Origin of the sequence: Oceanicola sp. S124 (assembly GCF_000220565.1) — a bacterium.
Classification (GTDB): Bacteria; Pseudomonadota; Alphaproteobacteria; order Rhodobacterales; family Rhodobacteraceae; genus Pseudooceanicola.
The window spans coordinates 1-4981 of record NZ_AFPM01000040.1 but is presented as its reverse complement, the minus strand read 5'-3'; the positions used below and the strand labels follow the sequence as shown (position 1 = coordinate 4981).

5 protein-coding genes are annotated in these 4981 nt (G+C 67.0%); 3 read left to right on the top strand and 2 right to left on the bottom strand.

Annotation, left to right across the window (positions count from 1 at the left end; all coding sequences use genetic code 11):
• Positions 1–631 (top strand): molybdate ABC transporter permease subunit (modB, locus tag OS124_RS0103855; RefSeq protein WP_010138022.1); only part of this gene is annotated, 631 nt, incomplete at its 5' end.
• Positions 628–1707 carry a molybdenum ABC transporter ATP-binding protein gene (gene modC, locus OS124_RS0103850; protein ID WP_010138021.1) on the top strand — a complete coding sequence of 360 codons (1080 nt, stop codon included), beginning with the start codon at positions 628–630 and terminating at the stop codon, positions 1705–1707. The genes modB and modC, both read left to right, overlap by 4 nt.
• A 273-nt stretch (positions 1708–1980) precedes the next feature.
• Here the strand turns inward: modC and OS124_RS0103845 are convergent, their stop codons facing one another.
• Together OS124_RS0103845 and OS124_RS0103840 are read right to left on the bottom strand one after the other, a co-directional pair.
• On the bottom strand, positions 1981–3219 hold the full coding sequence (locus OS124_RS0103845; RefSeq protein WP_010138020.1) for a saccharopine dehydrogenase family protein: 1239 nt from the start codon (positions 3217–3219) through the stop codon (positions 1981–1983).
• 52 nt (positions 3220–3271) lie between these two features.
• The gene (locus OS124_RS0103840; RefSeq protein WP_010138019.1) at positions 3272–4363 is read right to left on the bottom strand and encodes a carboxynorspermidine decarboxylase; all 1092 of its coding nucleotides are present in this window, start codon (positions 4361–4363) and stop codon (positions 3272–3274) included.
• Positions 4364–4535: 172 nt separating this feature from the next.
• Between OS124_RS0103840 and OS124_RS23580 the strand changes: the two genes are divergently transcribed.
• Positions 4536–4981, top strand: a 446-nt coding sequence (locus OS124_RS23580; RefSeq protein ID WP_010138018.1) for a hypothetical protein, incomplete at its 3' end; no start/stop codon positions are given.

The window sequence follows — 4981 nt, the reverse complement described above, 5'->3', positions numbered from 1 at the left end:
GGCCATGCTCGCCAGCCTGCCGCCCGGACTGCTCTGCGCCTATGCCCTGGCTCGCTGGCGGTTCCCGGGGCGGCAGGTGCTGAACCTTCTCGTGCACCTGCCCCTCGTGCTGCCGCCGGTTGTCACGGGCTACCTGCTGCTGATCACCCTCGGGCGGCGGGCGCCGCTCGGCGCCTTCCTCGACCGCTTGGGCGTGACCTTCGCCTTCCACTGGACCGGCGCCGCCCTGGCCGCCGCGATCATGGGCTTCCCGTTGCTGGTCCGCGCCATCCGCCTGTCGCTCGAGGCCGTGGACCCCAAGCTGGAAGAGGCCGCTGCCACCCTCGGCGCGCCGCCCCTCTGGCGCTTCCTGACGGTGACCCTGCCGCTGATCCTGCCCGGCCTGCTGGCCGGCGCAGTGCTGTCCTTCGCCAAGGCCATGGGCGAATTCGGCGCCACGATCACCTTCGTGTCGAACATCCCCGGCGAGACCCGCACGTTGCCCTCGGCGATCTACGCCTTCCTGCAGGTCCCGGGCGGCGAGGCCCCGGCGCTGCGCCTCGTCGCGCTTTCGGTCGGGATCGCCCTCGCGGCGCTGGTGCTCTCCGAGGTGATGGCGCAACGCATCGCCCGCCGGGTGGGCGGCGCATGAGCCTTTCGGTCCGACTCTGCCACAGCTTCGGCTCTGCCGCGCTGAACCTTGCCTTCGAGGCGCCGCCGGGGCTGACCGCGCTCTTCGGTGCCTCCGGTGCGGGCAAGACCAGCGTCGTGCGCACGGTCGCCGGGCTGCTCAGCCCCGATGCGGGCCGGATCACGCTGGAGGACCGGGTGCTGTTTGACAGCGCCGCCCGCCGCAACCTGCCGCCGCACCGCCGCCGCATCGGCTATGTCTTTCAGGAGCCTCGGCTTTTCCCGCATCTCTCGGTCCGCGGTAACCTCACCTACGGGCGCCGTTTCGCGCCGCGGGGCGGCGATGAGTTCGAGCGGATCACCGAGATGCTGGGCCTCTCGACACTGCTGTCGCGCCGCCCCGGCGCGCTGTCGGGGGGCGAGCAGCAAAGGGTCGCCATCGGTCGGGCGCTGCTGACCCGTCCGCGCCTCCTGCTGGCGGATGAGCCGCTCTCGGCGCTGGACACCGCCCGCAAGGACGAGATCCTGCCCTGGCTGGAACGGCTGCGCGACGAGGCCGGGGTGCCGATCCTCTATGTCAGCCATTCGGTGCAGGAGGTCGCGCGCCTCGCGACAACGGTGATCGAACTGGAGGCCGGGCGCATCGCCCGCATGGGGCCGGCGGTCGAGATCTTCGCCGACCCCGCCTTCACCCCCTCGGGCACCCGCGAGGCCGGGGCGCTGATCCTGGCCCGCATCCAGCGCCACCATGCCGATGGGCTGACCGAGCTGGAAGCCCGCGGTGCGCCGCTGTTCCTGCCGGAGTTGGCGCAGCCGGTCGGAACAGAGCTGCGCCTGCGTCTGCCGGCCAGCGACGTGATCCTGTCGCGCCACAGGCCCGAGGGGCTCTCGGCGCTGAACATCGTTGCGGGCAAGGTGGTCTCGATCCGCGAGGGTCATGGGCCGGGGGCATTGGTGGCCGTGGAGACCCGGGCCGGTCAGATCCTGGCCCGTCTGACCCGGCGCTCGGTCGCCGCGCTGGAGCTGGCCGAGGGCACGGACTGCCATGCCATCCTCAAGACCCTGTCCATCGCGCCCGGCAACGTCGGCAGCGGGTAGGGGGCTCTGCCCCCGTCCGCCACGGCGGACTCCCCCGCAGCATTTTCAGCCATCGGATAGAAGCAGGACGCCTCTTGTCCCATTCCGAGGCCACAAATACTCCCGCCGGAGGCGGATCCGCCAGCGCCCCGGGCGCAACACGGCAGGTTGAGCCCCCCCAAAACCCTCTATCCGACGGCTGAAAATACTGCCGCCGGAGGCATCCGACCCCACGAAAGGAAAAGGCCCCCGACATCTCTGTCGGAGGCCCTCGAAAAGCGGATCAGCGCGGGATCAGGCGTTCCAGGCCTTGTCCTCTCCGTTGAACTCGACGCGGGTCGGCAGGCCGATTGCGTCGAGGATGGTGAAGAAGGGCTTGGGGTCCAGCTCTTCGACGTTCCTCATGGTCTTCGCATCCCAGTCGCCCTTGGCCACCAGCATCGCCGCGGCCACCGGCGGCACGCCCGCGGTGTAGGAGATGCCCTGGCTGCCGACTTCCTCGTAGGCCTCCTTGTGGTCGGCGACATTGTAGACGAAGACCTCGACGTCCTGTCCGTCCTTCGTGCCCTTCACCAGGTCGCCGATGCAGGTCTTGCCGGTGTAGTCGGGCGCCAGCGACGAGGGATCGGGCAGGCAGGCCTTGACGACTTTCAGCGGGATCACCTCTTGCCCCTCGGCGGTGGTGACGGGCTGTTCCGAGAGCAGGCCGATGTTCTTCAACACGGTGAAGACATTGATGTAATGCTCGCCGAAGCCCATCCAGAAACGGACGTCCGCCTGGGGATAGTTGGCCGCCAGCGAATGCACCTCGTCATGGCCCGACTGGTAGGCGCGCTGCGTGCCCACGACCGGCAGGTCCCAGTCGCGGCCCGAGGCGAACATCGTGGTCTCTTTCCACTGCTGGTCTTCCCAGTAGTAGACCACCCCGGTGAACTCGCGGAAGTTGATCTCGGGGTCGAAGTTGGTGGCGAAATACTTGCCGTGGCTGCCCGCATTGATGTCGACGATGTCGATGGAATTCACCTCGTCCATGTAGGTGTCGATGGCGTAGCGGGCGAAGGCATTGACCACGCCCGGGTCGAAGCCGGCGCCGAGGATCGCGGTGACACCCTTTTCGGCGCAGAGATCGCGCTTCTTCCACTCGTAGTTGGCATACCAGGGCGGGGTTTCGCAGATCTTCGCCGGATCCTCGTGGATCGCGGTGTCGATATAGGCCGCACCCGTTTCGATGCAGGCATCCAGCACCGACATGTTGACGAAGGCGGTGCCGACGTTGATGACGATCTGCACGTCCTTCTCGCGGATCAGCGCGGCGGTGGCGGCGACGTCCATCGCGTCCAGCGCATGGGCCTCGAAGACGCCCTCGACCTTCATCGCGCCCTTGTCGCGCACTGTCTCAAGGATCGCGTCGCATTTCGATTTCGTCCGGCTGGCGATATGAAGATCACCAAGAACATCGTTGTTCTGGGCGCATTTATGCGCCACGACCTGGGCGACGCCGCCGGCGCCGATGATGAGGACATTGCGTTTCATCAGTTCGGGAAACCCCCTTTTGTTCAGGTTGGTCTCCGCCTCTGCCGCGGGCTTAGCCCAGGGCCGAGACGAAATCGTCGTAGTCGAAATCGCGCACGAGGCGCTCTGAGCCATCCAGTTCGCGGATGGCGATCGCGGGCATCTTCACGCCGTTGAACCAGTTTTTCTTGACCATCGTGTAACCGGCCGCGTCCTGGATCGACAGGCGCTCTCCCGCTTGCAGGGCGTGGTCGAAGCGGAATTCGCCGAAAATGTCCCCGGCGAGGCAGGATTTTCCGCAAACCATCCATTCCTGGTCGCCCGCTTCGGCCATCTTGGCGCTTTCGCGGTAGATCAGCAGGTCCAGCATATGGGCCTCGATCGAGCTGTCGACGATGGCCAGGTGCTTGCCGTTGTAGAGCGTGTCCAGCACGGTAACCTCCAGCGTGGTCGACCTGGTGATCGCCGCCTCGCCCGGTTCCAGGTAGACCTGCACCTCGTTCTCGCCGGCAAAACGCTTCAGCCGTTCGGCCAGGCGGTCCAGCGGGTAGCCCTCGCCGGTGAAGTGGATGCCGCCACCGAGGGAGATCCACTCCATCCGGCGGATCAGGTGGCCGAAACGTTGTTCGATCGAGCCCAGCATGGCGTCGAAACGGTCGAAATCGGCGTTCTCGCAGTTGTTGTGGAACATGAAGCCGCTGATCATCTCGGCCACGGGTTCGATATCCTCGGGCGCATGTTCGCCGAGGCGCGAGAACGGTCGGGCCGGGTCGGCCAGGTCGAAGCCGCTGGTCGAGACGCCGGGGTTCACCCGCAGGCCCCGGGTATGGCCGGCGGACTGGGTCTCGAAGCGCCGCAGCTGTTGCGCGGTGTTGAAGATCACCTTGTCGGAATTGGCCAGCACCTCGTCGATCTCGTGATCGGCCCAGGCGACGGAATAGGCATGGGTTTCGCCGAGGAACTTCTGCCGCCCCAGCTTGACCTCGTAGAGCGAGGACGAGGTGGTGCCGTCCATGTAATCCGACATGAAGTCGAAGACCCCCCAGGAGGCGAAGCATTTCAGCGCCAGCAGGGCCTTGGCGCCGGAGGTCTCGCGCAGATGGGCGATCTTCTCCATGTTCGGCAGCAGGCGGGCCTTGTCGATCAGGTAGTAGGGGGTCTGCATGGGCTCTCTCCGGCGGGGCTGCGGGAAGGGGACAGGTAGGGCCTTGGCGGCGGCGGGACAAGTGCGCTCTCGCGCCCGCCCTTTGGAGATTTTGCCCCGCAGGCGCAAGAGGTTTTGCGGCACGTGGCAGGGTTAACGGTGGCGTAACGCCTTTCAGGATACACCCCTTGTCATGCTGGGCAAACCGGGGGGCGGGATGGGCCGCGTTCTCTTCTTCGTGCATGTGCCGAAATGTGCCGGCATGTCGCTGACCAATGCGTTGCAGCGCGCCCTGCCGGCCGAGGCGGTCTACCAGAGCACCTCGCTGATCGCCAACCTGCGCGACGGGCGGCCGGATTTCCTCGAGATCGCGGAGCCGGGGGCGCTGCGGGCCGTGATCGGCCATTGGCTGCACGAGGCGATGCTGCCCTATCTGCGGGGCGAGGTGCTGTTTGCCACCTCGCTGCGCGAACCTGCCGCGCGGATCCGCAGCCAGTACCGGTTCGACATGTCGCTGCGTGCGCCGGGCTGGCAGCCGGACAGCCGCGCCGCCTTCCTGGCGCGCAATCGCAACGTGATCTGCTCGTTCCTGCTGGCCCCTTTCCCGTCGATCCGCCGCGCTCATGGCTCTGCGCTGGA